The sequence below is a fragment of the Streptomyces avidinii genome (genome assembly GCF_045161815.1).
In the GTDB taxonomy this organism is placed as follows: domain Bacteria; phylum Actinomycetota; class Actinomycetes; order Streptomycetales; family Streptomycetaceae; genus Streptomyces; species Streptomyces avidinii.
Genome location: NZ_CP108863.1, coordinates 4,118,918 through 4,143,995, shown reverse-complemented (window position 1 = coordinate 4,143,995; position 25,078 = coordinate 4,118,918). Strand labels below are relative to the sequence as shown.

Annotated in this window: 23 protein-coding genes; 10 read left to right on the top strand and 13 right to left on the bottom strand. The window is 71.4% G+C overall.

The genetic code is table 11. The features are described 5' to 3' along the window. Positions 1-32 precede the first annotated feature (32 nt). From OG373_RS18315 to OG373_RS18295, 5 genes are all read right to left on the bottom strand, one after another. A complete protein-coding gene (locus OG373_RS18315; protein WP_405439256.1) occupies positions 33-1,109 on the bottom strand; it encodes a C40 family peptidase in 1,077 nt (358 codons plus the stop codon). Positions 1,110-1,167: 58 nt separating this feature from the next. Further along, entirely contained in the window at positions 1,168-1,650 is a 483-nt protein-coding gene (locus OG373_RS18310; protein ID WP_397739042.1) for a poly-gamma-glutamate biosynthesis protein PgsC/CapC, read from the bottom strand. Continuing rightward, positions 1,647-3,455, bottom strand: coding sequence for a poly-gamma-glutamate synthase PgsB (gene pgsB / locus OG373_RS18305; protein ID WP_405439255.1), 1,809 nt, complete (start codon positions 3,453-3,455; stop codon positions 1,647-1,649). Before pgsB ends, OG373_RS18310 begins: the two co-directional genes overlap by 4 nt. Before the next feature lie 5 nt (positions 3,456-3,460). Beyond that, positions 3,461-5,695 carry a cache and HAMP domain-containing protein gene (locus OG373_RS18300; RefSeq protein ID WP_405444110.1) on the bottom strand — a complete coding sequence of 745 codons (2,235 nt, stop codon included), beginning with the start codon at positions 5,693-5,695 and terminating at the stop codon, positions 3,461-3,463. Between the two features lie 122 nt (positions 5,696-5,817). Further along, the gene (locus tag OG373_RS18295; RefSeq protein WP_405444108.1) at positions 5,818-7,071 is read right to left on the bottom strand and encodes a CapA family protein; all 1,254 of its coding nucleotides are present in this window, start codon (positions 7,069-7,071) and stop codon (positions 5,818-5,820) included. 326 nt (positions 7,072-7,397) lie between these two features. Here OG373_RS18295 and OG373_RS18290 point away from each other — a divergent pair, with 326 nt between their 5' ends. Beyond that, positions 7,398-8,120, top strand: coding sequence for a hypothetical protein (locus OG373_RS18290; protein WP_405439254.1), 723 nt, complete (start codon positions 7,398-7,400; stop codon positions 8,118-8,120). 61 nt (positions 8,121-8,181) lie between these two features. Here OG373_RS18290 and OG373_RS18285 read toward each other — a convergent pair whose 3' ends face one another. Together OG373_RS18285 and OG373_RS18280 are read right to left on the bottom strand one after the other, a co-directional pair. Further along, positions 8,182-9,732, bottom strand: coding sequence for a M28 family metallopeptidase (locus tag OG373_RS18285; protein WP_405439253.1), 1,551 nt, complete (start codon positions 9,730-9,732; stop codon positions 8,182-8,184). Positions 9,733-9,987: 255 nt separating this feature from the next. Then, on the bottom strand, positions 9,988-11,115 hold the full coding sequence (locus OG373_RS18280) for a DUF5937 family protein (protein ID WP_405439252.1): 1,128 nt from the start codon (positions 11,113-11,115) through the stop codon (positions 9,988-9,990). Between the two features lie 197 nt (positions 11,116-11,312). Between OG373_RS18280 and OG373_RS18275 the strand changes: the two genes are divergently transcribed. Then, positions 11,313-11,522: a hypothetical protein gene (locus OG373_RS18275; RefSeq protein ID WP_397739052.1), complete on the top strand. Its 210-nt coding sequence runs from the start codon at positions 11,313-11,315 to the stop codon at positions 11,520-11,522. Between the two features lie 96 nt (positions 11,523-11,618). On the opposite strand, the gene OG373_RS18270 is transcribed toward OG373_RS18275, so the two are convergent. The 5 genes from OG373_RS18270 to OG373_RS18250 form a co-directional block, all read right to left on the bottom strand. After that, positions 11,619-12,428 carry a type III pantothenate kinase gene (locus tag OG373_RS18270; protein ID WP_052876528.1) on the bottom strand — a complete coding sequence of 270 codons (810 nt, stop codon included), beginning with the start codon at positions 12,426-12,428 and terminating at the stop codon, positions 11,619-11,621. Between the two features lie 3 nt (positions 12,429-12,431). Beyond that, positions 12,432-13,400 carry a carboxylating nicotinate-nucleotide diphosphorylase gene (gene nadC / locus OG373_RS18265; protein WP_405439251.1) on the bottom strand — a complete coding sequence of 323 codons (969 nt, stop codon included), beginning with the start codon at positions 13,398-13,400 and terminating at the stop codon, positions 12,432-12,434. Positions 13,401-13,402: 2 nt separating this feature from the next. After that, a complete protein-coding gene (locus tag OG373_RS18260; RefSeq protein ID WP_397739117.1) occupies positions 13,403-15,100 on the bottom strand; it encodes an L-aspartate oxidase in 1,698 nt (565 codons plus the stop codon). Positions 15,101-15,168: 68 nt separating this feature from the next. Further along, positions 15,169-16,161 (bottom strand): pantoate--beta-alanine ligase, encoded by a 993-nt coding sequence (gene panC / locus OG373_RS18255; protein WP_405439250.1) that lies wholly within the window; start codon positions 16,159-16,161, stop codon positions 15,169-15,171. After that, positions 16,158-17,069, bottom strand: coding sequence for a Rossmann-like and DUF2520 domain-containing protein (locus OG373_RS18250; RefSeq protein ID WP_397739056.1), 912 nt, complete (start codon positions 17,067-17,069; stop codon positions 16,158-16,160). The genes panC and OG373_RS18250 overlap by 4 nt, the downstream gene beginning before the upstream one ends. A 112-nt stretch (positions 17,070-17,181) precedes the next feature. On the opposite strand from OG373_RS18250, the gene OG373_RS18245 reads away from it, so the two are divergent. From OG373_RS18245 to OG373_RS18215, 7 genes are all read left to right on the top strand, one after another. After that, positions 17,182-18,312 carry a threonine aldolase family protein gene (locus OG373_RS18245; protein ID WP_405439249.1) on the top strand — a complete coding sequence of 377 codons (1,131 nt, stop codon included), beginning with the start codon at positions 17,182-17,184 and terminating at the stop codon, positions 18,310-18,312. 181 nt (positions 18,313-18,493) lie between these two features. Next, entirely contained in the window at positions 18,494-18,679 is a 186-nt protein-coding gene (locus OG373_RS18240; protein WP_405439248.1) for a DUF397 domain-containing protein, read from the top strand. A 117-nt stretch (positions 18,680-18,796) separates the two neighbouring features. Beyond that, a complete protein-coding gene (locus OG373_RS18235; RefSeq protein ID WP_405439247.1) occupies positions 18,797-19,420 on the top strand; it encodes a hypothetical protein in 624 nt (207 codons plus the stop codon). Between the two features lie 14 nt (positions 19,421-19,434). Beyond that, positions 19,435-19,599: a hypothetical protein gene (locus tag OG373_RS18230; protein ID WP_184791606.1), complete on the top strand. Its 165-nt coding sequence runs from the start codon at positions 19,435-19,437 to the stop codon at positions 19,597-19,599. Between the two features lie 102 nt (positions 19,600-19,701). Further along, on the top strand, positions 19,702-20,154 hold the full coding sequence (locus OG373_RS18225) for a BlaI/MecI/CopY family transcriptional regulator (RefSeq protein ID WP_405439246.1): 453 nt from the start codon (positions 19,702-19,704) through the stop codon (positions 20,152-20,154). An 11-nt stretch (positions 20,155-20,165) separates the two neighbouring features. Then, complete coding sequence (locus OG373_RS18220; protein ID WP_397739065.1) at positions 20,166-20,696, top strand: amino-acid N-acetyltransferase; 531 nt, start codon at positions 20,166-20,168, stop codon at positions 20,694-20,696. 165 nt (positions 20,697-20,861) lie between these two features. Next, entirely contained in the window at positions 20,862-21,200 is a 339-nt protein-coding gene (locus OG373_RS18215; protein ID WP_053175663.1) for an Lsr2 family protein, read from the top strand. On the opposite strand, the gene OG373_RS18210 is transcribed toward OG373_RS18215, so the two are convergent. Further along, entirely contained in the window at positions 21,179-21,775 is a 597-nt protein-coding gene (locus OG373_RS18210) for an SCO3374 family protein (protein ID WP_405439245.1), read from the bottom strand. The two genes, OG373_RS18215 and OG373_RS18210, sit on opposite strands and share 22 nt — an antisense overlap. Positions 21,776-22,238: 463 nt before the next feature. Here OG373_RS18210 and OG373_RS18205 point away from each other — a divergent pair, with 463 nt between their 5' ends. Continuing rightward, positions 22,239-24,764, top strand: a complete 2,526-nt coding sequence (locus OG373_RS18205) for an ATP-dependent Clp protease ATP-binding subunit (RefSeq protein WP_405439244.1) — start codon at positions 22,239-22,241, stop codon at positions 24,762-24,764. The last annotated feature ends 314 nt before the right edge of the window (positions 24,765-25,078 follow it).

The following is a 25,078-nucleotide window of genomic DNA, read 5'->3' as shown; positions in this document are numbered from 1 at the left end:
TCGCGACCCGGTGGACCTTTCCGGTCACAGCACTAGAGCCGCTTCGCGCTGCGCAGCGTCGTCGCGTAGTAGCCGTTGCCGTCGAGGCGCGAGGTACCGCCCTTGTCGCCGATGGTCGGGCCGTTGGCCTCCTCCCGGCTGGAGATGAAGATCTTGTGGCCGTCGGTGTCCGTGCCCAGGTAGATGCCCGTGTGGTCGAGGCGGTCCTTGGTGCGCGCGTCGAGCTTGAAGAACAGCAGGTCGCCCGGCTGGATCACGTCGATGTTGACGGGCCGGTCCTGCGGGCCGACGCCCTTGAGGGGGAGGACGTCCGCGCCCAGGGATGCGCGGGCCATGCCGTTCGCGGTCCGGGGCAGGCCGGAGCCGGGCTTGTCATCGGGCAGGAGCGGGTAGCGCGCCCGGTAGCCGAAGACGGTGCGGACGAAGCCGGAGCAGTCCATGGACCGGTACCGGGCCGCCTGGGCCTGCTTCTTGGTGCCGTTGCGGAAGGTGTACGGCGTGCCGAGGTAGTCGTAGAAGTCCGACTGCTCCAGGCGCAGGTCGTTGCCGGCAGAGCCGTCGGGGTTGAGCGGGCCGAAGGAGGCGTCACCCGCGTAGGAGGTGCCCTGCGCGTCCTTCTTCACCGGGGCCTGGTCGCCGTACTGGAAGGCTGTCGCGAAGATGTCGTCCTCCTGGCTCCCGAAGTACTTCTTGAACCACTCCTTGAACCACCGCTCGTTCTCCGCGCCCGGCTTCCACGGTTCCGGCATGAGGCGGACCCAGTTCTCGGTCACGACCCGGGTCGTGGTGTTGGCCGGCTCGGTGAAGGTGCGGCTGGGACCGGTGAGGCCGGCCGTGCGGGCGCCGTCCGTGAAGGTGGCCAGCACCTGCCCGGTGCCGTCACGCATCACCGACCGGTCGGGGCTCGAGAGCCGCTCCCACTTCTGGGCACCCGACTCGCCCGCGCCGGCGCCGGCCGCGATGTTCGTGTCGACCACCTGGACGGCGGGAGCCTTGGCCTGCTCCTCCGCGCGCAGCGTGTACGTGAGGTAGGCGCTGCCCGCGAGCAGTGCGAGCAGGGTGGCCGCGTGCAGTGCGGAACGTGTGCGGCTCTTCGACTTGGCGGTCATGCGGGGGGCTCCGGAGCGGTTGAGGAGGGGCGCGGCGCGGGCGCGGATTCTTCGGGGGCTACGCGGCCGGCATAACGCCGAGCAGGATGCCGGCGGTCAGCACGACGTACGTCATGAGCGTGGTGCTGCCGGTGGCGAGCAGGGTGGCCCCCTTCGGCTGGCGGACCAGCTGGTAGGCGATCAGGCCGGGCACGATGAAGCCGAGGGTCTGGTTCGCGTAGAGGAGCGGGAACTTCATCTGGAGCACGATCACCACGGTGGCCTGGAGCAGGACGCCGAGCAGCACGACGGCCGCGAACAGCCGCTTGCCGTAGAGGATCACGAAGCGCTGCACGAGCAGCGTCAGCACGTAGGTCGTGACGGTCACGCCGACCACGAGGGCGGCTCGCTGGAGGTCCTCCAGGAGGGTCAGTGCCAGCCAGCCGGGGGTGATCATTCCGCCGGGTGAGAGGTTGGTCGTGAGGTAGCAGACGAGCGAGAACAGCAGACCCAGGGCAATGCCGATCGCGGCGATCTCGGGGGTGAGGACGGCGGGGATCAACGGGTCTCTCCAGGCTTGTGCCCTTGCCCCTGCGGGGGGCCCGGGTGGATCTGCGGCGGCTGCGGGTGCGGCGGTTGCTGCTGCGGCCAGGGCGGTACGGGCGTGGCGGCGCGGATGCCGTACGGGTCGGAGGGGCGGACCTCGGGCGGATCCGCCCGCAGCGCCTGCGCGTAGCCGCCGGGCCCCTGCGGGGCCGGAGCGCGGGGGACGTGACCGTTCGGGCCCTGCCGACCGGGACCCTGGGTGTACGGGCCGTGGTCATGCGGGGCCTGCTCGTACGGGCCCTGCGGGTGCGGGCCCTGCGGGTGCGGGCCCTGCGCGTACGGGCCCTGCGGGTGCGGGCCGTGCTCGTACGGGCCCTGCGCGTACGGGCCCTGCGGGTACGGGCCCTGCGCGTGCGGGACCGGGGCGTCGGGGCCCTGACCGTTCGGGCTCCGGCCGTAGTGGGCCCGCGGGTGCGGGATCCGGTCGTTCGGGAGCTGTGCATACGGGTCCCCGCCGTACGGGAGCTGCGCGTACGGGTCCTGTCCGTACGGGGCGTCCGTGTACGGGCCCGAGGGCTGGGCGGACCGGAACGCCGCGTCGGGCTCCCGCACATGGTCGCCCTCCTCGGAGTCGACCGTCTCGTCCGCCGGCAGCTCCGCGAGGTGCTCCAGCAGCACCTCGCCCTGTCCGTGGATGTTGCCGATGGCGACGAGCGAGGAGCTGGGGCCGAGGTGTCCCAGCAGCTCCTGCATGAACGCCTCGCCGTCGCGGTGGTCGCCGCCCAGGTCGACGGCGCGGTCGCGCCACTCGGCCGGGATCGCGTCGATGGCGCTCTTGGCGGGGTGTCCGATCACGAAGACCTTGTCCGGCCGCAGTTCGGGGATGATCGCGCCCATCTGGCCGTTGCGCTCGACCCGGTCGGGCCGGCAGTTGATCACCACGCTCAGGGGGCGGTCGACCGCACCCAGGTCCAGCAGCTGGTTGATGTTCATCAGCGTCGACTCGGGGTCGTTCGCCGCGAACACGTTGGCGAACCGCAGCCGTTTCCCGCCGGGGGCCAGGTACCGCTCGACCGAGAGCACACCCGGGTCCGGCGGGGCCTCGTACATTCCGCGCAGGGCGGTGTCCCGGTCGACGCCGAGGAGCTCGGCGACGAGGAGCGCGATGGCGACGTTCTCCTTGAAGGTGAACCAGCTGAAGCCGCGCAGCTCGTCGTCGCTGACCGTGTCGGGGTCGGCGTAGAGCAGTTGGCAGTCGCGGGCGTCAGCCTCTTCCTGGAGGACGTCGAAGCGTTCCTTCTCGGCCGTGACGCAGATCCCGCCGTACGGCATCGACCGGGAGAGGGAGCGCGCGATGTCGTCGAGGGTCGGGCCCATCTCGGCGACGTGGTCCTCGCGGACGTTGCACAGGACGCCGATGGTCGACTGGATCAGCTTGGACTGGTTGATCTCCTGGAGCGCCGGCATGACCGCCATGCACTCCATGACGAGCGCGTCCGGACGGTAGGCGGAGGCGCGCCGCACGATGCCGATCTGCTCCACGACATTGGCGATGCCGAACTTGCGGTAGACGGGTTCCTCGGTGGCGTCCGGGTGGATGAACCGGGCTGCCGTGCCGGTGGTCTTGGCGACCGTGGTCAGACCGCCGCCGCGCAGCGCCCCCGCGCACAGCCGGGTGATGGAGCTCTTGCCGCGGATGCCGTTGACCAGCACCCGGTTCGGTATCCGGTGCAGGCTGGCGAAGTGCCGCCGCTGCTCCACGATGCCTGCGACGAGCATGATCGTGCAGCAGACGAGCAGCACGCAGTAGAGGAAGAGCACGGAGATCAGTTCCTTCCGGCCGGTGCGGACGGTCGCACGCCGGCCTGCTTGCGCTGCTGCTGGAGCTGCTGGCGGATGATCTCCAGGCTGCGCGTCACAGCGCCCACCTCGTCGTGGTGGCGCGGGTACAGCACCGTGCGCCGGTCGCCGTCGGCGAGGGCCTCGGCGCGCCGGGCGAGTTCGCGCAGCGGGGCGATCACGATGATCTGGAGCCAGCCCAGGCAGGCCGCGCCGACCGCGAAGCCGAGCAGTCCGGCGAGGACGGTGCGGTTCTGCAGGTTGTACTCGTGGATGGCCAGGCCCTTGGCGGACTGCCAGCTGACCACGGTCCAGTCCAGGGGCTTGGCGGCGCCACCGCCCACGAAGGGCGCGGCTGCCGCGATGAGGTGGTCGCCGCCGCTGCGGTAGAGGATGCTGCCCGGCCGCGGGGACATGCCGACCTTGAGGGCGGACCCCTCGACGAGGGCATCGAGCCGCTCGTCGCCGAGCTTCTCGAAGGCTCGGTAGCCGCCGTTGGAGGCGATGATGCGGTGCTGGGAGTCGACCACCCGGATCTCCCCCAGGCCCGGCCGCCTGAGCAGCGAGTTGAGGAAGTCGATGCGGATCTCGCCGACGACCGCCGAGCCGCCTTGGCCCGGGAGTTGGGCCGACGCGACGATGACCGGCTCCTTGCCGCCGTCGTGGAGGGCGATCGGCTCCTTGCGGGGTCCCTTGCCACCGGTGGCCTGCGGTGCGCCGCCGGCCTGGGCGAGGACCTTCCCGGTGGCATCGAGTACGTACAGGGACTCGTAGCGCAAGTGCTCCCGGGCGGTGCGTTCCAGGACGGTGGTCATGTGCTGCGAGGTCGTGTCGTCGCCCATCAGCGAGGCGACGGACAGCAGGTCGGCATGGCCCTCGTTGAGGGCGCGCCGGATCCGGTCGTTGAGGGTGTCGGTGCGCTCCCGCTGGTCGTTGACCAGCTGCTGCGGTACGACGACGTCCGCGCCGGCCCGGTTGACGAGCAGGCCCAGCGGCACGCACCAGGCCAGGAGCAGGACCCCGCACAGGGCGAGGAGCACCCGGGCGCCCGTGCGGCGCTTGCGCTTGCCGCGCGGGACGTGCGCCGGGTCCGTGTCGTTCAGCAGTTGGCCGCGCAGGCGCTCCAGGGCGGTCCCGATCCGGGCGGCCTCGGCCCCGCGGGGGACGGACACCGGGCGGGTCAGGTGGCCGCGGGTCAGCCGCCGGCTCTCCAGGAACAGGGTGATCAGCGGGCGCTGCACGGTGGCGAGGAGCAGCGCGACGACCAGGGCGGCGACCAGCAGCAGGGCGGCGGCCAGCACAAGGCCGGCGAAGGCGTCGGAGGTGCGCGCGGGGTTCTGCGCGACGTTGACCATGGCGACGACGGTCAGTTCCAGGCTGGTGGCGCTGGTGCCGACGCCCGGTTCGGGTCCGGTGAGCCGTGCATAGCCCGCGGCGGCGCGTTCACCGCCCCATTCGCCTCCGGTCAGGCTGCCGCTGACACCGAGGAAGCCGCCGGAGCCGGGCTCCTTCGCCGTCAGGGGGTTGGCCCTGGTCCGCTCGGCCGCGGTCCTGGCGAAGGCGCGGAGCTGCTTCGTGTCGCGTTTGACGTCGGCGCGCTGGAGGTCGGTGAGGACCATCTCGGGCTCGGGGATGCCGTCGTTGCTGAGCACCGTGCCGTCGGAGCCGACCACGGCGATGGCGCGAAAGTTGCCGAGGCTGATGCCGGGGAAGCGCAGGCTGCTGGAGGCGACCAGCAACTGCTGGGGCTGGTCCTTCCATGACAGCAGGGAGAGGGTGAGCAGCCGGATCTCTCCGTTGGCCAGTTTGACCATGCGGGGGGCCAGGCCGCCTTCGCCGGCGAGCCGGGTACGGTCGATCGCGGTCAGGGGGAGGTTCTCGCCACGGGCTGCCAGCAGCCGGCCCGAGCCGATCTCGACGACCGCGGTGCCGCGCCACTTCTGGTAGACGCTGCCTATCTTGTCGAGCACGGCGTCCGGGGCGACGGGCTTCCCGGTGGAGAACAGGGCCGCGGCCCTGTCGAGGTCGGTGACGCTCTCGTCCAGCGAGGCGCGCAGTGCGATCGCGCCGTCCTCGGCGAAGTGCTGCTGGGAGGTGAGCACGGCCGCGGGCAGTCGGCCCTCGTGGACGCTGCCCAGGCTCAGCGCGGTGAACCCCGCCAGGGCGAGCAGCAGCACCGACAGCACGGTGATCGGCGGCCTGATGCCGCCGAGCAGTGACATGTCGGCCCTGCGGCCGGCCTTGCGCCGCTTGCTGCGGGTTGCGGCCACGGCGGGGTGTCCTTCCTGGTGCGGACCGGAGAGTCGGGAGGTGGTGCGTACGCGGGCCGGTGGGCGGGGTGGGGTCACCCGGGCAGCCCTTGCAGGGGTCGCAGTCCGTCCTTGCCGGCGCCGCGGTTGAGCATGGTGCCCTGGGTGCGCTCGAAGGCCAGGCGGTAGCGGGCGCGCTGTTCCGGAAGCAGGTTCTTGTCGTTGCGGAGGGCCTCCACGACATCGACCAGGCGGTGGTCGCGCACCGGCTGGGTGTTCGTGCCGGGCAGGTCCGATCCCGGGGTGCTCTCGGGGTCCGGGGGGATGTCGGTGAAGGTGGGCACGAAGCGGGCCTGGACGTCCCACGTGCCGTTCTTCTTGCTGAACTCGAACCAGCCGATGGCGCCCTCCTCGGTCAGACCGCTGGGCACGTCGTGGCGGGCGAGCTGGTTGCCGAGCCCGTACGCGATCCACGTGCCGTCGACCTTCTCCATCGGCTGCACGACGTGGGCGTGGTGGCCGATGACCAGGTTGATCCCGGTTTCTCTGGCGATGCGGCGGGCCAGTTCCAGTTGCGGGTTGCTCGGGTTCGGCTGGTGCTCGCGGCCCCAGTGGATGGAGAGGATCACCACCTCGGCGCCGGCCGCGCGGGCCTTCTTCTCGGCCGCGGCGATGGCCTTGAAGCTGATGAGGTTGGCCAGCCAGGGCTTGTCCTCGGGGACCTCGCGCCCGTTGAAGCCGAAGGCGAATGAGATCTGCCCGACCTTGACGCCCTTGACGTCCAGGATCAGAGGCGTGTCGTCCTCTTCCTTGTTCCGGGCGGATCCGGTGTGCTTGAGGCCCTCCCGGTCCAGGGTGTCCAGGGTGCGGAACACGCCCTCCGGGCCGTGGTCGAGGGTGTGGTTCGAGGCCGTCGAGCACGTGTCGTAGCCGACGTTCTTGATCGTCGTGGCGATCTGCGGCGGGACGAGGAAGTCGGGGTAGGTCTGGAAGGGGCCGTTCGGCCGGCCCAGGACCGGCTCCATGTGGCAGATGCCGAGGTCGGCCTTGCTGATGACGGGTTTGACTCCCGCCATGATCCGGTCGAAGTCGTACCCCGTGTGCCCGGCGGTCCTCGCGTCCCGGGCCGCCTGGTCGGTCAGCTGCGGGTGGATGAGGATGTCACCCGCGGCTGCGACGGTGAAGGAGCGGCTCGTGCCGCCGGCGGCTGCGCCCGCCGCATCGCTTGCCGACGGCCCCGGATTCTCCTGCCGGCCGCCGAGGAGGCCGCATCCCGCGAGCGTGAGGCTCAGCGGGAGGATGAGGAGCGCGGCGCGGGTCGGGGCGGAGACCGGGCGGGCAGGAGCGATTTTCACTCAGCTATTTTCAGCCAGTGAAGACTGCGAGGCTCACAAGGGGCATAACGATTGGTGCGACCATCTGCGGTGTGATCATGTCGCTGGCGGTGTACGTCACCTTCGATCCAGCCAATTCGTCCGAAAAGGGAGCGGTTCCCCTTCCTTCGCATGTGGCGGAGGACATAGATCTACTCGGCCGGGTCACCCGCTTTGCCGGGGAGTTCGGCGTGACCGGCGGCTATCGCGCGCCCACGCAGGCCCAGAAGGCCATCATTGTCGATGGTGTTTCTGCCCTTTTCGATGGGAATGTCGATACGGCGCGCACACGACTGGCCGAGGTGGACTACAGGCTCGATACCTTCACCGACACGGTCGGCGGACGCCGCTTCGCGGAGGTCTCCGATGCGGCGGGCCGGTCCGGATCCGCCAACCGGGGCTGGGGCCGCGTCTACGTCGACCTCGACGCGCCCCCGCGCTGGTCGGTCCAGGTCCCGCACCCCGTGGCCGACCAGGGCACCGAGCGGCTCGGGGCCAGGGTGCTGCGCGGCGCGCCCGGCGGGGTCATGGTCATGGCGGGCGCCCACCGCACGGCGGGGTCGGACACGGGCCCCGGTGCGGCGGGACCGGGTGACGAGGCGGACGGCGGGGGTGAGGGGAACCCGGCCGACATGGCGCACCGCACCGACTCGGTCTTCCATGCCGTGATCGCCGAGCTCACCCGGCGCGGCCTGCCGGGCGTCCAGCTGCACGGTTTCGCCGACGACTCCGTCCCCGGCGCCGACGCGGTCGTCTCCACCGGCGCGGGGAGCCGGGCGGTCGAAGACGCCGGACGGCTCGCCGAGGAGCTGGCCGGCCAGGGCGTCGACGTGTGCCGGGCGTGGTCCGCCACCTGCAAGCTGTCGGGCCGGACCAATGAACAGGGCAGGCTCGCCGCCGAGCACGGGACCCGCTTCCTGCACGTGGAACTGAGCAGGACCGTCCGCTCCGGCTCGCATCGGCCGGACGAGACCGCCCGGGCGATCACCTCCGTCACCACGAGGTGGTCGCGGGGCACCCCGTAGGAGACGGCGAAGGGGCCGGGACCCCGTGAGCGGGATCCCGGCCCCTTCGGCCGAGGTGTGATTACTGCTGGACCTCGTCGTGGCCCTGGTGCAGGCCGCCGCCGCTGCCCGAGCCGCCCGTGGGCTGCGAGACGACCGGCTTCGACAGCGGGGCCAGGTCGTGCGCGTAGTGGCCGACCGCGTCCGCGATGACGTCGACGTTGATGTCGAGCGCCTTCTGGTCGATGTTGGTGATGTCGTCACCCTTGCCGTGGTAGTTCACGTCGTAGGCGACGCCCGCCTGGCCGCCGAACTTCGCGGCCTGCTCCGGGGTCTTGATGCCCTCGGCGCCGGTGAAGGTGCCGCCGGAGGGGATGCCCACTTCGATGAACGGGCCGTAGTCCGAGCGGCCCGAGAAGTCGGTGCCCTCGTGCGGGATCTTCTTCGAGTCGAGGAAGTCGGTGATCCCCTTCTCCAGCTGGGCGGAGCCCGCCGGGCCGGGGCCCGCGCCCGTCGCGTCCGAGTCGTCGCCGTCGTAGACGAAGTACGCGGCGTTCGGCGAGGCGATCATGTCGAAGTTCAGGTAGAGCTTGATCTGCTTCTTCTGCGCGTCCGTCAGTCCGGCGACGTACGCCTCGGAGCCGAGCAGGCCGAACTCCTCCGCCGACCACCAGGCGAACTTGACCTTGTTCTTGACCTTCTTCTGCTCGCTCGCGAGCCGCTGGGCGACCTGGAGGATGCCCGCCGAGCCGGAGCCGTTGTCGTTGATGCCCGGGCCGGCCGCGACCGAGTCGAGGTGCGCGCCGAGGAAGACGGTGTTGTTCTCGTCGCCGCCCTTGGTCTCGGCGATGACGTTGAACGTCTTGCGGTTCTCGCGCAGCTCGCGGATGTCGAGGGTGACCTCGACCGGACCGGCGGCGGCCTCGGCAGCCAGCTTCTCGCCGTCCTCCTGCGTGATGCCGCCCGTCGGGACCTTGCCCAGCGTCGGGTCGCCGAGGGTGCCGTTCAGGGCGCCCGCGGTGTTGTTGTAGATGACCGCGCCGACCGCGCCGGCGGCCGCCGCGTTCTGCTGCTTCACCGCGAAGGTGCAGCCGCCGCGCTTGACCAGGGCGATCTTGCCGGTGAAGGTGCCGGAGGCGAAGTCGCCGGGCTCGCAGCCGTTCGTCCCGTCCGCGTCGACCGGGGCGACGGCGACCGGGGCCGTCACACCGCCCTCCGGGGAGTTCGCCGTGTAGGTCATCAGGTGGATCGGTACGTCGCGTTCGTTCGCGCCGCCCACCGTGAGCTTTTCCTCGATGGTCTCGACGTAGACGAAGTCGAACTCGTTGCGGGTGACCTGGTATCCGGCCGCCTTCATCACGGCCTCGATGTACTTGGCCGACTGCTCGTGGCCCTTGGAACCGGCCGCGCGGTTGCCGTTGTTGTAGTCGGCGAGCGACTGCAGCACCTTGAGGTGGTTGTAGGCGCCCTTGCCGGTCGCCTCCTTGACCAGCTTCTTGGCGAGCGCGTCGCCGCGGGCGGCGTCGCTCTGCGGGCTCCCGGTCGCGCCGGCGGGTCCGGCCAGCAGCAGGGGAGAGACGAGGGCCGCGGCTGCCAGGGCGGCGGTTGCTGCGGCTATACGGCGTGAGGGCATGAAGGTCCTTCCACGACAAAGACGAGCAGGGCAGGGCGGAGCAGGCACAGCAAGGCGGAGCATGGCGGATCGGGGTGGTGCAGGTACGCAGAAGTGGTGCGCGTTACGTGGGGGATCGGTGGACGCACGTTAGACAGCAAGTGGCCACCATGGCCAGAGTTTTCGCTGATTCCGGTTTATGAATTCCGCATATCGGTGAATACGGGCCGTCTGATTCCGGCCAACCGCCCGCCGTCCCGAACCCCCGCTCCGGAGCTAGCGGAGGATGCCCTCGATGAAGTCCGATCCGATCCGGGCGACCGCCGTCAGGTCCAACTGGTGCTGGGCGTAGCGTCCCTGGCGCCGCGTGTGCATCAGGCCGGCCTTCCTCAGGACGGCCAGATGCCGCGACACCTCCGGCGCGGTGATCCCGTATACGGTCGCCAGCTCGCTCGTCGTGTACGGGGCCCGGGCCAGGCTCCGGCACAGCAGCATCCGCATGGGATGCGCCAGCGCCTCCATCCGCAGCTGGAGCAGTTCCACCGAGCCCGGCGCGGAGGCCAGTTCGGGGGAGCCGAGCGGATAGTGGACCACCGGGCGCCAGCCCGGAGCGTGCAGCACCAGCAGATGCGGCCAGCCGAAGTTGGTCGGCACGAACACCAGGCCGGTGCCTATTCGGTGATCGGTGGCCGTGGTCGATCCGTGGACCATCTTGTCGGCGGTGATCGTGGTGCCGCGCTCGTCGATGCTCAGGGCCGCCGAGACCTCCTTCAGCGCGGTCGACAGCCCCTTGCGGCGCAGCACCTCGGTCTTGTGCCGGGCGTCGGCGCTCTGGCCGGGCTCGACGCGCTTCCACGTCTCGGCGAAGAAGGCCTCGTCGCAGTCCTCCAGCAGGCGCCGCATCCACACCCGTACCGCGGCGGTGTCGTCGAGCAGCCGCACCGAGAACTCCAGCTGGCGCGGGCCGCGGGCGGCGGCCGTCTCCAGCGCCTTGGCCCGCGCCGCCGGGTTCGCCAGCGGGGAGGTGGCGGGGCCGCCGTCGTTGTAGAGCGCCAGCCAGCAGTGCTCCATGGCGGCATGCACGAACCGCTCGTCGTCCAGCCGGTCGAGTACGTCCAGCTCCTCGGCCAGCGTGGCCGCGGGCTGCCCGGTACCGCCGGTGATCCCGGCGAAGGCCATGAAGATGTCGGAGAAGGAGCTCCGCCACATGAAGTCGGCCTCCAGCAGCCGGTCCGCGAGGCACGGATCGAGCGAGGCGGCGGTGGCGGTGGTCCAGGAGGTCAGCCCGGGGTGGTGCGCGGGCTGGGAGAGCGCGTGCAGGGACATGCAGAGCTCCGCGAGCGGGGAGGGCGCGAAAGTGATCCGCTCGGTGGGCAGGCCTGCGATGTCGATGGTGACGCTCATCAGGCCATTCTGACGGTCCGCGCAGGTCGGGGACGTCGGGGAGGTCCGCGCGGGGCCGCCGTACGAGTGATCGTCAGCGGCCCGGCGCGGCGGCCGGACGAGTGATCATCCGCCACCCGGGGGCGCATTCGCGCCGTGGATTGACGGGGAACGTCAACTGTCGTGCGGGATGCCGCCGACGGGGTGAGGCTTGAGCCATGACCGCCATCGAGCAGTACCTCATCGACACCTACCGGGCCTCCCAGCAGGGCGCCCCGATGCCCCCGCCGCCCGGCCGCGACGACGTCGCCGTCCTGCGCTCGGCCCGCACCTACGCGCAGGCCCGCGCCGTCATGGACGGCGGCTCGGGCCGCCACCCCTGGCGTGCGGCCCTGCGCCGGATACTGGTCCGCCCGCGGCCGTGCTGACCCGGCGCGGGCCGCGGGCCGGACCCGGCCCGGGAACCCACCGCCCGGCCCGTCCTGCCCGACGTACGCACCCGGCCCGTCCTGCCCGGTGCCGGCCTACTCGAAGTTGGGCGCGTTGCGCTGGTACACCAGCCGCAGCCCGATCAGCGTCAGCCACGGCTCGTGGTCGTCGATCACCGAGGACTCGCCCAGCACCATCGGAGCCAGTCCGCCGGTGGCGATGACCCGGACGTCGTCCGGGTCGCCGTGCGGTCCGGCCAGCTCCTTCGCCATCCGGGTCACGACCCCGTCGACCTGCCCCGCGAAGCCGTAGACCACGCCCGACTGCATCGCCTCGACCGTGGACTTCCCGATCACGTTCCGCGGCCGCGCCAGCTCGATCTTCCGCAGCTGGGCACCCCGTACGCCGAGCGCCTCCATCGAGATCTCGATGCCCGGGGAGATCACCCCGCCCACGTACTCGCCCTTCGCGGACACCGCGTCGAAGGTGGTCGCCGTACCGAAGTCGACCACGATCGCCGGGCCCCCGTAGAGCTCGACCGCCGCGACCGCGTTGATGATGCGGTCCGCGCCGACCTCCTTCGGGTTGTCCATGAGGATCGGCACGCCCGTCTTGATCCCGGGCTCCACCAGCACCGCCGGCACGTCGCCGTAGTAGCGCCGGGTGACCTCGCGCAGCTCGTGCAGCACCGACGGCACCGTCGAGCAGATCGCGATGCCGTGGATCCCGTCGCCCAGCTCGCTGCCGAGCATCGGGTGCATGCCCATGAGGCCCTGCATCAGCACGGCCATCTCGTCGGCCGTGCGCCGCGGGTCGGTCGAGATGCGCCAGTGCTCGACGATCTCGTCACCGTCGAACAGGCCCAGGACCGTGTGGGTGTTGCCTACGTCGATGGTGAGGAGCACGGGTTACACCACCTCGCGCAGATCGAGCCCGATGTCCAGGATCGGCGAGGAGTGCGTCAGCGCGCCGACGGCCAGGTAGTCCACACCGGTCTCCGCGTACGCGCGCGCCGTGTCCAGGGTGAGGCGGCCCGAGGACTCCAGCACCGCACGGCCGGCGACCAGGGCCACGGCCTGCGCGGTCTGCTCGACGGTGAAGTTGTCGAGCAGGATCAGGTCGGCGCCGGCCTCCAGGACCTCGCCGATCTGCTCCAGCGTGTCGACCTCGACCTCGATGGGGACCTCCGGGAAGGCCTCGCGCACGGCCTTGAAGGCCTGCGCGACACCGCCCGCCGCCACCACGTGGTTGTCCTTGACCAGCGCCGCGTCCGACAGCGACATCCGGTGGTTGACGCCGCCGCCGCAGCGCACCGCGTACTTCTCCAGCGAGCGCAGGCCCGGCGTGGTCTTGCGGGTGTCGCGGACCTTCGCCGCGGTGCCCTCCAGCACGTCGGCCCAGCGGCGGGTGGCCGTCGCGATGCCCGACAGCCGGCACATGATGTTCAGCGCGCTGCGCTCCGCCGTGAGCAGGTCACGGGTGCGCGAACGCACGGACAGCAGCAGCTGACCGGCCGTGACGGCGTCGCCGTCCTCCGCGTGCCGCTCCACCTCGAAGGCCTCCGTGCAGACCACGGAGAACACGGCCTCGGCGATGCGCAGACCGGCCACGACGCCGTCCTCGCGCGCGACGAAGTCGGCGACGGCCTCGGCCTCCTCCGGCACGGTCGCGACGGTCGTCACGTCCACGCCGCCGTCCAGGTCCTCGGACAGCGCCATGTGAGCGATGTCCTCGACCTCGATCGGGTCCAGGCCGGCGTCCGCCAGCAGCTGGGCGAGCGCCGGGTCGAGGCCGCTCTCCTCGCCGTCGCCGCAGGCGCAGTCGTCGCCGCAGCCGCCGTCGTTCTGGTCGATCAGGGGAAGTTCGGGGGTGCTCACGGTCACTGCTCCAGGCTCGGGGTGCTCAGGGGGTGCACGGACGGGAAGTCCGCGGAGTCGGTGGGTACGACGACCAGGGCGCGCTTCTCGGTCGCGGAGAGCCGGACGACGAGGTGGCGGCGCCAGTGCGCATCGTCCCGCTCGGGGTGGTCCTCGCGCCAGTGGCAGCCGCGGGTCTCCACGCGCCGCTGCGCCGCGGCGACCAGGACCCGTGCCACGCACAGCAGGTTCGTGGCCTCCCAGGTGTCCACGCCCGGCTCGGCGGTCTTGCCGTGCGCTTCGAGATCGTTCAGGGCGGTGGCGTACAGCGCTTCGAGGGCCTCGGCGGCCGCGTTCAGCGACGCTGCGGAGCGGAGCACGCCCGCGCCGTCCGTCATGATCCGCTGGACCTCGTACCGGGCCCCGGCGGGCTGCAGCGGGCCGGTCGCGGGGACCGGTACGCCCGGGCCGCTGCCGGCGGGCCGCTCGGCGACGATGTCCTCGGCGATCCGCTCGGCGAAGACCAGGCCTTCCAGCAGCGAGTTGGAGGCCAGCCGGTTCGCGCCGTGCACACCGGTGCAGGCGACCTCGCCGCAGGCGTACAGACCGGGGACGGTGGTCCGCCCCTGCAGGTCGGTGCGGACGCCGCCGGACGCGTAGTGCGCGGCGGGCGCGACCGGGATCGGCTCGGTCACCGGGTCGATGCCGTGTGAGCGGCAGGCGGCCAGGATGGTCGGGAAGCGCTGCTCCCACATCTGCGCGCCGAAGTGCCGGGCGTCGAGGTACATGTGCTGCGCGCCCTGCTCCTGCATGCGGCGCATGATGCCCTTGGCGACGATGTCACGGGGCGCCAGCTCGGCGAGCTCGTGCTGCCCCTGCATGAAGCGCACGCCGTCCGCGTCGACGAGGTACGCACCCTCGCCGCGGACCGCCTCCGACACCAGCGGCTGCTGCCCCTCGGCGTCCGGGCCGAGGAAGAGCACCGTCGGGTGGAACTGCACGAATTCGAGGTCGGAGACCTCGGCGCCGGCCCGCAGCGCCAGCGCCACGCCGTCGCCGGTGGACACCGACGGGTTGGTGGTCGCGGAGAAGACCTGGCCCATGCCGCCGGTCGCGAGGATCACGGCGGGCGCGTGGACGGCGCCGACCCCGTCGTGCTGGCCCTCGCCCATGACGTGCAGGGTGACACCGGCCGTACGGCCCTGCGCGTCCTGCAGGAGGTCCAGTACGAGGGCGTTCTCGACGGTCTCGATGCCCGCGGCCTGGACGGCCTCGACGAGCGCCCGGGAGATCTCGGCGCCGGTGGCGTCGCCGCCCGCGTGCGCGATCCGGCGGCGGTGGTGGCCACCCTCGCGGGTCAGTTCTATCTCGCCGGTCTCCGTGGAGGTGTCGAAGACGGCGCCGGTGGCCATCAGCCGCCGTACGGCGTCCGGGCCCTCGGTGACGAGCAGCCGTACGGCCTCCTCGTCGCACAGGCCCGCGCCCGCGACCAGGGTGTCGTCGAGGTGCTGTTCCGGGGTGTCGCCCTCGCCGAGGGCCGCGGCGATACCGCCCTGGGCCCAGCGGGTGGAGCCGTCGTCCAGCCGGGCCTTGGTGACCACGACGGTACGGCGGCCCCCGGCGGCGCAGCGCAGCGCCGCGGTCAGGCCCGCCACGCCGGAACCGACGACCACGACATCGGCGTCGAGGGACCAGCCGGGGGCCGGCGCGTGCAGCCGTATACCGGTGCCCGCGGCCGTGTCTGCGCCGCCGCTGCCGGCGCTGCCTGCGGGGCCTCTGCCTGGGGTGCTCACGAGTGTGCTCCGAATTCCAATGGGATGTTGTCGATCAGCCGGGTCGAGCCCACCTTCGCGGCGACGGCCAGCACGGCCCGCCCGGTGAAGTCCTGACCGGTCTCGGTGAAGTCCGCCGGGTCCACCAGCGCCAGGTAGTCCAGCACGAGCGGCGGCTCGTGGCGGCCCGCCTCCTCCAGGATGTGGAGCGCGGCGGCCCGTACGGCGTCCGGCAGTCCGGCGCCCGCCGCCGAGACGGCGTGCGCGTCGGCGGAGGCTCGGATCTCGCCCAGCCGGGCCAGGGCGGTGGCCCGTTCGTCGCTGGCCGGGGCGGCCTCGGCGCGGGCGCGCAGGGCCGCCTGCGCGGCGAGCCGGTCGCGGCCGGCGAACAGGGCGCGGGACAGGGCCAGGGCGGTGTGCCGCTCGGCGGCCGACAGGTAGCGGTTGCGGGACGACAGCGCGAGCCCGTCCTCCTCGCGGACGGTCGGTACGCCGACCACCTCGACGGGGAAGTTCAGGTCGGTCACCATCCGCCGGATCAGGGCCAGTTGCTGCGCGTCCTTCTGGCCGAAGAGGGCCAGGTCGGGGCGGGTGAGGTGGAGCAGCTTGGCGACGACGGTCAGCATCCCGTCGAAGTGCCCGGGGCGGGTGGCCCCTTCGAGGCGCTCGCCCATCGGGCCTGCGGTGATCCGCACCTGCGGGTCGCCGCCCGGGTAGACCTCGTCGACGGCGGGGGCGAACACCGCGTCGGCGCCCGCCCCTTCGGCGATCCGCAGGTCGGCGTCGAGGGTGCGGGGGTAGCGGTCGAGGTCCTCGCCCGCCCCGAACTGCAGCGGGTTGACGAAGACGGTGACGACGACCTGGCCGCCCGGCCCGGCCTGCTCGCGGGCCGTGCGGATCAAGGTGGCGTGCCCCTCGTGGAGGGCGCCCATGGTCATCACCACGGCACGGCGGCCGGTGCGCGGCAGCTTGTGCAGCTCCTCGGCGGTGTGCAGCAGCAGGTCGGTCACTGGTCGCCCCCGTCGGACTCCGTGTCGGCGAGCACACCGAGCAGGTCCTCGGCGAGTTCGGGCTTGAGCAGACCGTGCGCGAGGGCCCGGTCCGCGGTGGCGCGGGCCATCGCCAGGTATCCGGCGACGGTGCCGGGCGCGTGCCGGCGCAGCTCCGAGACGTGCGCGGCGACCGTCCCGGCGTCGCCGCGGGCCACCGGCCCGGTCAGGGCGGCGTCGCCGGAGCGCAGGGCGTTGTCGAGGGCCGCGCCGAGCAGCGGGCCGAGCATCCGGTCGGGGTGTTCCACCCCGGCCTCGGCCAGCAGTTCCATCGACTGGGCGACCAGCGTGACCAGGTGGTTCGCGCCGAGGGCGAGGGCCGCGTGGTAGAGCGGCCGGTTCTCCTCCGCGATCCACTCGGGCTCCCCGCCCATCTCGATGACCAGGGCCTCGGCTGCCAGGCGCAGCTCGTCGGGAGCGGTGACGCCGAAGGAGCAGCCGGCGAGCCGCTGCACGTCGACCTCGGTGCCGGTGAAGGTCATCGCCGGGTGCAGGGCCAGCGGCAGGGCGCCCGCGCGGCGCGCCGGGTCGAGCACGGAGGTCCCGTACCGGCCGGAGGTGTGCACGAGGAGCTGTCCGGGCCGGACCGCGCCGGTCTCGGCGAGGCCCTCCACGAGGGACGGCAGCGTGTCGTCGGGGACGGTGAGCAGCACCAGGTCGGCCAGCTCCAGCACCTGCGCGGGCGGCACGAGCGGTACGTCGGGCAGCATCCGGGCGGCCCGTCGCACGGAGGTGTCGGAGACACCGGAGACGGCGACCGGCCGGTGTCCGGCCTGCTGGAGCGCGCGCGCCAGGGCGGGACCGACGCGGCCGGCTCCGACGACGCCGACGGCGAGCCGGGCAGGGCGTGGCGGCTGTGATGGATTCACGCGGGGAGGGCCCTTCCGTTCCAGTCCGCGGGGGGTACCGGACGATACGCCGCCATGCTAGCTCCTGGGGCTGCTGGCCGGTCGGCGGCGACGGGGGCGAGGATCTGTCCTCATGAGTGACAAAAGCGAGGACACCGAACGTACGAAGCGGCTGGTCGCGGCCTGGCGAGGGGCGGGCCGGCGGCTGTCCCGCAGCCTGCTGGAGCCCACGGTGGGGGAGCTGCTCGGCTCCCTCGCCGAGGCCCCCTACGACCTCGACGGCCCGGCCGACGTCTACGGCGACGGGGTCGTCGCCGCGCTGGAGCGCAGGGTCGCGGAGCTGCTGGGGACGCAGGACGCGGCGTTCTTCCCCAGCGGGACGATGGCGCAGCAGATCGCGCTGCGGTGCTGGGCGGCCCGGACCGGGAACCCGGTGGTGGCGCTGCACCCGATGAGCCATCCGGAGCGCTGGGAGGGGGACGCCCTGTCGGCGGTCTCCGGACTGCGGGTGGCGCACCCGACGACGGAGGCGCGCCAGCCGTCGGCCGAGGAGGTCGCCTCGATGGGGGAGCCCTTCGGCACGCTGATGGTGGAGCTGCCGCTGCGGGACGCGGGCTTCCTGCTGCCCACCTGGGAGGAGCTGGAGGCGCTGACGGACGCGGCCCGGGAGCGGGACGCGGTCGTCCACTTCGACGGGGCCCGGCTGTGGGAGTCCACCGTCCACTTCGGGCGCACGCTGCCGGAGATCGCGGGCCTCGCGGACTCGGTCTACGTCTCGTTCTACAAGTCACTCGGCGGGCTGAGCGGGGCGGCGCTGGCGGGGCCGCGGGAGTTCGTGGAGGAGACCCGGGTCTGGCGCCACCGCTACGGCGGCCAGATCTTCCGGCAGTTCCCGCAGGCCCTGTCCGCGCTGGCCGGACTGGAACGGGAACTGCCGAGGCTGCCGTCGTACGTAGCCCAGGCGCGGATGGTGGCCGGGGCGCTGCGGTCGGCGTTCGCGGACTCGGGGGTCCCGTGGGCCCGGATCAATCCGGAGGAGCCGCACACGCACCAGTTCCAGGTGTGGCTCCCGTACGAGGCGGACCGGCTGACGGAGGCGGGCCTGCGCCAGGCGGAGGAGACGGGCACGGTCCTCTTCCGCCGCTGGTCCGCGGAGGGGCCGCCGGGCCTGGCGGTGACGGAACTCGACATCACGGAGCCGGGCCTGTCCTGGACGGAATCCGACGTCCACGAAGCGGTCTCGGCCTTCGTGGCCCGGATCTGACGCAGCCGGGCGGGCCGCCGCTGCCCGGGCCGCTGCTGCACGGCCCGCCGCGGGGCGGCCCGCACCCCGGGAGCGAAGTGCCCGGGAAACACCTAATTCCGGAAAGTCACCAGCGAGGACCGGCCACGGCGCTACCGTCCCTTCACGGCAATGACCGGCTACCGCGCCCGGAGGAGACACCATGACCACTCGGCCCGCGTGGCGGAAGTCCTCGTTCTGCAGCGAGGGCGACGCCTGCGTATACGTCGCCACCGCCCCCGGGGCCCTCGTCAAGGTCGCCGACCGCGCCGACCCCGCCCACCTCGTGCTCGCCACCACCCAGGCCGCCTGGGCCGATTTCCTGCGCGCGATCAAAGAGACCGGCTGAGAGACCGGCCGAGAGACCGGCTGAGAGACCGGCCGAGGGGCCGGCCGAGGGACCCGCCGCGCCGCGCCGTGCCCACGATCAGGGGATTTTGTCCGATTAGCGCGTATCTTCGGCCCCATGCCCACGCCCTACGGATCCCGCGGCGGCATGGCGTTCAGCGCCGCTGAGCTGCACCTGCTCAGGCGTCTTCTCGCCCACGCCCTTCAGTCCTCCTCGGCCCCCCTGGCGGCCGAGGAGGTCCAGGACTGCCTGCGCCTCGCGCAATCGGTGGACGACGCGGTCCTGGAGGCGGGCCGGCTCAGAGCGTTCCTCCTCGAGGACCTCGTGCGCTACCGAGGCGCCCTGCCCGGCAGTCTGTCCGGCTACCTGGATCTGTTGCAGGACGCCCTGGCCGCCGGGTACGAACCGGAGCCCGACGACCTCGCCGCCCTGCGCGCGCTCCGCGCCAATCCGGTCGCCGCGGCACTGCTGGAGCGGGTCCGGGCCGTCGCGGAGCGCTCCGTACGCCGGCGGCTGTCGACCGCCCCGGCGCCCCGGACCCGGCTGCTGGCGCTGGCCGGCGGCAAGGAGACCGGAGGCAAGGGCGCCGGCGGCAAGGAGAAGGACGAGCAGCCGCCGCGCCCCGCACCGCACCCCGAGGAGCAGCCGCGCCCCGAGCGGCCGATCCCCACGCCCGGTGAGGTGTTCCCGCCGCGCCGCAAGCCCGCCCCGCCCCCGGCGGCCGGGCGGGCCGCCGGGTAGCTACGCTGTGGGGCATGGACTACGTCTCCGCGCTCGTGCCCCCCTTCGTGATGGCCGCGTTCTTCATCGCTCTCGTCGTGACGATCGTGAAGAGCCAGGGCGGCGCCAACAAGGCCAAGGAGGACGCGGCGGTCGACGCCGTGCTCGCCCGGGCCGAGGCCACCCAGCAGCAGAAGTAACCCCTCAGGGCGCGCGGCCGCATCGGCCGTGCGCCCGATTTCGTGGCGCGTTGCCGAGCGAATAGTCGGGCAATTCCATACAAGCCGCACTATCGTGCTGTTGTGCCTCGCCCACTGGGAGATCTCGAAGACGCCGTCATGACACGGGTGTGGCAGTGGAACCGCCCGGTCACCGTCCGAGAAGTACTGGAAGACCTCCAGCAGGAACGGTCCATCGCGTACACCACGGTGATGACCGTTATGGACAATCTCCATCAGAAGGGCTGGGTCCGGCGGGAAGCCGAAGGCCGCGCCTATCGATATACGGCGGTCTCCACCCGCGCCGCCTACTCGGCCGCGCTGATGAACGAAGCCTGGTCCACGAGCGACAGCCCGGCGGCCGCCCTCGTCGCCTTCTTCGGCATGATGTCCGCGGAACAGCGCGAAGCTCTCCGTGACGCCGTGCGCGTCGTGCAGCACGACGACGAGTCCGGCGCGGACGCCGTCGCCGAACCTCCCGCTCCGCCCGTGGCCGAAGGGGACTCCGCCGAGCGCCCGGAGCCACCGGGGCGATAGCGTCCGCAGCCATGGGAGAGTTTTCCACTGCACATGCAGAAACAGTGACGATCCGCCGTGCCCGCACGCGTGATGTTCCCGCGTTGCGCCGCCTCCTCGACCAGTACGTGCAGCAGCGGATCCTGCTCGACAAAGCACCGGTCGTCCTTTACGAGGACATCCAGGAGTTCTGGGTCGCGGAACGCGAGTCCGACGGCCAGGTCGTCGGCTGCGGCGCTCTCCACGTGATGTGGGAAGACCTTGCCGAAGTACGCACTCTCGCCGTCGACCGCGACCTGAAGGGCGGCGGAGTCGGGCATCAGGTGCTGGAGCAGTTGTTGCGCACCGCCCGTACGCTCGGGGTGAGCCGGGTTTTCTGCCTGACCTTCGAAGTCGAGTTCTTCGCGAAGCACGGCTTCGTCGAGATCGGCGAGACCCCGGTCAAGACCGATGTGTACATGGAGCTCCTGCGTTCCTATGACGAGGGTGTCGCCGAGTTCCTCGGTCTCGAACGAGTGAAGCCGAACACCTTGGGCAACAGTCGGATGCTTCTGCACCTCTGATCGATGGCCTCAGCTTTTCCGGCGCTCTGCGCACCTGTGGCCTATGTCCGAATCGCGCACGTTTCCCGCCCTGTTGCGGTCTCGAACCTCTCCCCGGGGGTTTGTGTTTTCCAGGCAAAAGCGGTTTCCTTTCCGCGTACTGCTTTTCGATGAAAGGAAATCCCGGTGGCACAGAAGGTTCAGGTCCTTCTTGTCGACGACCTCGACGGTGGCGAGGCGGACGAGACGGTGACGTTCGCTCTGGATGGCAAGACCTACGAGATCGACCTCACCACCGCCAACGCTGAAAAGCTCCGCGGTCTGCTCGACCCGTACACCAAGGGCGGCCGCCGCACCGGTGGCCGTGCCACCGCCGCCCGCGCCAAGGGCCGCGGCTCGGTGGCGACCGGTCACCCGGACACCGCGGAGATCCGCGCGTGGGCCAAGGAGAACAACTACAACGTGAACGACCGCGGTCGCGTCCCGGCCGAGATCCGCGAGGCCTACGAGAAGGCCAAGGGCTGACGGACCCCCGTCGTACGCCGCCCCAGGCGCGCCCGGTGGCATTCCGTCGCCGCCGCCGCCACCAGGCGTACGAGGTCGGGCCCGCGAGCGGGTCCGGCGGCCCGCCCGGGACCGGGCAGGGTCGGCAGCAGTGCCTCACACCCCTGCTCGGGGGGTCGCAGCCACACGGCGGCCCCCCGAGGGCTTTCTCCCGGGGGCAGCCCCGGGGGAGCCGGGGCGGTGATCCGGCCACCCGCACCCAGGGCGGTCAGATCGAGGGCGACCCCGCCCCATTCCAGCCAGTCGAGCAGCCCCTCCAGCTCCTCTGCGCTGCCCGCGGAGACCAGGAACCGCATCCGGCGCCCCATCAGCGCCACCGGGCCCGTGGCGACCGGCCTGCGCAGCAGTGCCGCTCCCGCGTCGGACGGCAGCTCCAGCACGTCGAACCGGATCCCGGTCGCGAGCAGGGCGGGCGGCCCGCCCGTGACGGTCCAGCCGAGCGTCCTTGCGTACCAGGAGGCGTACGCGTCCTCCTCGGGCGCGGTGCGGGGCGGCGGCACGAGCGACGGGGCGAACGGCGGGAGGGTTACGGCCATGTCCGGAGCAACTTCCGAAACGCCCCGGGGTTACGCTCAATGTGACAGACCGCACGCATCACCATGCGGAACGTAAACGTCCATGATGGCCGGAGTCCCGCATTCGGGACGCAACTGTGTTCGCCCTTAGCGGAGGGAACCGGTGCCACCGGCATGGAGTGTCAGTCCTTACGGGTAAGACATTCCTAGTGGATCGGGGCGACACGCTGATTTGACGGGCCTCCGTTCGCCGTCGGCGTACACGCATGACGGGTATCTGCCTGGCCTGCGGGAACATCGTCTCGCACCATCGAGTTGGAGCAGTTGTCGGCTCTTCAAGCCGGTTTTCCCGCTGATGCAGGGGTGAGCCGTGGACGGATGTCGGCAGTTGGAATGAGCTGTCCCGCCCCGCGGGACTAGCATGCGGAAGGACAGGGCGGGGACCGACCCCGAACTGCCCGACCGCTCTGAGGAGCGATAAACGATGTTCGAGAGGTTCACCGACCGCGCGCGGCGGGTTGTCGTCCTGGCTCAGGAAGAAGCCCGGATGCTCAACCACAACTACATCGGCACCGAGCACATCCTCCTGGGCTTGATCCACGAGGGTGAGGGTGTCGCCGCTAAGGCCCTGGAGAGCCTCGGGATTTCGCTCGAGGCTGTTCGCCAGCAGGTTGAGGAGATCATCGGTCAGGGGCAGCAGGCCCCGTCCGGCCACATCCCCTTCACCCCGCGGGCGAAGAAGGTCCTGGAGCTTTCGCTCCGAGAGGCCCTCCAGCTCGGCCACAACTACATCGGCACCGAGCACATCCTGCTCGGCCTGATCCGCGAGGGCGAGGGCGTCGCCGCCCAGGTCCTCGTGAAGCTGGGTGCCGATCTCAACCGAGTCCGGCAGCAGGTCATCCAGCTGCTCTCCGGCTACACCGGTGGAGGCAAGGAGTCGGCCACGGCCGGCGGGCCGGCCGAGGGCACGCCCTCGACCTCGCTCGTCCTGGACCAGTTCGGCCGCAACCTCACCCAGGCGGCCCGCGAATCCAAGCTCGACCCGGTCATCGGGCGCGAGAAGGAGATCGAGCGGGTCATGCAGGTGCTGTCCCGCCGTACGAAGAACAACCCGGTCCTCATCGGCGAGCCCGGCGTCGGCAAGACCGCCGTCGTCGAGGGCCTGGCCCAGGCGATCGTCAAGGGCGAGGTTCCCGAGACGCTGAAGGACAAGCACCTCTACACGCTTGACCTCGGCGCCCTGGTCGCGGGTTCCCGCTACCGCGGTGACTTCGAGGAGCGCCTGAAGAAGGTGCTCAAGGAGATCCGCACCCGCGGCGACATCATCCTGTTCATCGACGAGCTCCACACCCTCGTGGGTGCGGGTGCCGCCGAGGGCGCGATCGACGCCGCCAGCATTCTCAAGCCCATGCTGGCCCGTGGTGAGCTCCAGACCATCGGTGCCACGACGCTCGACGAGTACCGCAAGCACCTCGAGAAGGACGCGGCTCTTGAGCGCCGCTTCCAGCCGATCCAGGTGGCGGAGCCTTCCCTCCCCCACACGATCGAGATCCTCAAGGGCCTGCGCGACCGCTACGAGGCCCACCACCGCGTCTCCATCACGGACGAGGCCCTCGTCCAGGCGGCGACGCTGGCGGATCGGTACATCTCGGACCGCTTCCTCCCGGACAAGGCGATCGACCTGATCGACGAGGCCGGCTCCAGGATGCGCATCCGCCGGATGACCGCGCCGCCGGACCTCCGCGAGTTCGACGAGAAGATCGCGGGCGTGCGCCGCGACAAGGAGTCGGCCATCGACTCCCAGGACTTCGAGAAGGCAGCCTCTCTCCGCGACAAGGAGAAGCAGCTGCTGGCAGCGAAGACCAAGCGCGAGAAGGAATGGAAGGCCGGCGACATGGACGTCGTCGCCGAGGTCGACGGCGAGCTCATCGCCGAAGTCCTCGCGACCGCGACCGGCATTCCCGTCTTCAAGCTCACCGAGGAGGAGTCCTCGCGACTGCTCCGCATGGAGGACGAGCTCCACCGTCGGGTCATCGGCCAGAAGGACGCCATCAAGGCGCTCTCCCAGGCGATCCGCCGTACCCGTGCGGGTCTGAAGGACCCGAAGCGCCCGGGTGGCTCGTTCATCTTCGCCGGTCCGTCCGGTGTCGGTAAGACCGAGCTCTCCAAGACGCTCGCCGAATTCCTCTTCGGCGACGAGGACGCGCTGATCTCCCTCGACATGTCGGAGTTCAGCGAGAAGCACACGGTTTCGCGTCTCTTCGGTTCGCCCCCCGGCTACGTGGGCTACGAAGAGGGCGGCCAGCTCACCGAGAAGGTGCGCCGGAAGCCGTTCTCCGTCGTCCTCTTCGACGAGGTCGAGAAGGCCCACCCGGATATCTTCAATTCCCTTCTCCAGATCCTGGAGGACGGTCGTCTGACCGACTCCCAGGGCCGGGTCGTGGACTTCAAGAACACGGTCATCATCATGACGACCAACCTGGGTACCCGGGACATCTCGAAGGGCTTCAACCTGGGCTTCGCGGCCCAGGGCGACACCAAGACCGGATACGACCGGATGAAGGCGAAGGTCAACGAAGAGCTCAAGCAGCACTTCCGGCCCGAGTTCCTCAACCGTGTCGACGACACGGTCGTCTTCCACCAGCTCACCGAGGAAGACATCGTCCAGATCGTCGACCTGATGATCGCCAAGGTGGACGAGCGCCTGAAGGACCGCGACATGGGCATCGAGCTGAGCGGCGACGCGAAGCTCCTGCTCGCCAAGCGCGGCTACGACCCGATCATGGGTGCCCGGCCGCTGCGCCGGACCATCCAGCGCGAGATCGAGGACATCCTGTCGGAGAAGATCCTCTTCGGCGAGCTGCGTCCCGGTCACATCGTGGTCGTCGGCAAGGAGGGTGAGGGCGAGGAAGCCAAGTTCACCTTCCGCGGCGAGGAGAAGGCGGCCCTGCCGGACCTTCCCCCGATCGAGGCCACGGGCTCCGGCCCGGACCTGTCGAAGGGCGCGTAAGCGCGGCCGAGCGCCAAAGGGGCGGCCCCGGAACCGAAGGGTTCCGGGGCCGCCCCTTTTTCCGTGGGCGGTCCCTACGAGTGGGTCACGCCGATGTGCGGGGCAGGTGGAGCTCCGCGTGGCCGGTCGGCTCGCCGACGCCGCCCTCGTCCAGGGCCGCCAGGGCCCCCGGGGAAGTCCTGGAAGGCGCGGTGGACGAACTCGACGGCGCCCTCCGTCGGGGCCCGCAGCAGGCCGGTGCGCTCCAGGCAGTGCGCGAGCCGCTGGAGCCCAGTGACGTGGGCCTCAATCGGCTCTGGTTTCGGTGGGGCCGG